At 62.2% G+C, this 1320-nt stretch carries 1 protein-coding gene; it reads right to left on the reverse strand.

Annotation, left to right across the window (positions count from 1 at the left end; translation table 11 throughout):
* Positions 1–136: 136 nt before the first annotated feature.
* Entirely contained in the window at positions 137–1234 is a 1098-nt protein-coding gene (locus ACZYSP_RS35260) for an IS5 family transposase (protein WP_489019185.1), read from the reverse strand.
* Between the last annotated feature and the right edge of the window lie 86 nt (positions 1235–1320).

Here is a 1320-nt window from a genome sequence, read left to right on the forward strand (position 1 = left end):
CAGGCTGCTGAAATACCAGGCGCGCCGAAGCCATCCTGCGCACTGAAGGCGGCGGTTGTGTGATTTCGACGTTCCAGGGTCGCTGTCGGCGCTGTTTTCCCGCTTCGAGGACGCTTCTTCGGCTCTCTCTGACCCTCTACCGGGCCAGCGGACGGACTTCTGCCAAGGTCCGCATGCGCACGAGGTTGTAGGCGGCCATCGTCAGTACGAACAACTGGTCGACTTTCTTGATGCCGCGCACCATCACCTGTCGGATGGGGCCAACGAACTTGGCCCAACCGAAGCCCTGCTCGATGAGCTTTCGCTTGCGCTGCGAGATCGCATAGCCCTCGCTCCGGGCGATCTCGTCGGCCACCGCCGAACGACGCCCCGCTTTGTTCTGCGCGACGTGCGGCGTTACCTTCATGCAATGCAGCGCCTCGATGAACTCGGCCGCGTCGTAGCCCTTGTCGGCGCCCAGCGTGACCTCGGTATCCGCACTCGCGGTGGCTTGGCGCGCGTCCCTGATCATGACCTTGGCCGCTTCCCGTTCGGCAAAGCCGTCGGCCTGCGTGACCATCGCGTTGACGACCAGGCCGTGACGGTTGTCGGTGAGCGTGTGACCCATGTAGCGCAGCTCGCTGGCCGTCTTGCCCTTGCGGTACAGCTTCGAATCGGGATCCGTCTTCGACTCGTGCGTTTCATTGCTGCGTTGCTGCCCCTTGAAGTCCCCGCCGCTGCCGGCATCGTCGTCACCATCCTTGCGAACGAAGCTCTTGTGTCCTGCCCAGGCCTGAATCAACGTGCCGTCGACGCTGAAGTGCTCACCCGACAACAAGTTCTTGTTCTCTGCCGTCTCCAGCACTTCGTTGAAGAAGGCGACCACCGCATCGTGCTCGATCAGGCGCTGGCGGTTCTTCGTGAACACCGTCGGCACCCACACCGCGTCGTCCATCGCCAAGCCGATGAACCAGCGAAACAACATGTTGTATTGCGTCTGCTCCATGAGCTGGCGCTCCGAGCGGATGCTGAACAGGATCTGCAACAGCATCGCGCGAAGCAGCTTCTCCGGCGCGATGCTCGGGCGCCCGCCCTTGACGTCGGCCTCGTACATCCGAGAGAACAACTCGTCCATCTTGGCCAGCGCCTCGTTGACCATCACCCGGATGCGGCGCAGCGGATGGTCGGCAGGAACGAAGTCGTCCAGCCGTCTCATGGTGAACAAGCCTTCGGTGAATGTGTCAGGGCCGCGCATCGGAGCAGGTTTTGTGAGTCTGCTAAGACAACGCCTCAGGTCCACTTTCGCGGGACCATCCGGTGAGGTATTTCAGCAGCCTGCTA

The sequence above is a fragment of the Variovorax sp. F042 genome (genome assembly GCF_057814215.1).

Excerpts from the sequence above, each read along its gene's own strand:
- ACZYSP_RS35260 (WP_489019185.1), bottom strand. The coding sequence starts at position 1,234 with ATGCGCGGCCCTGACACATTCACCGAAGGCTTGTTCACCATGAGACGG.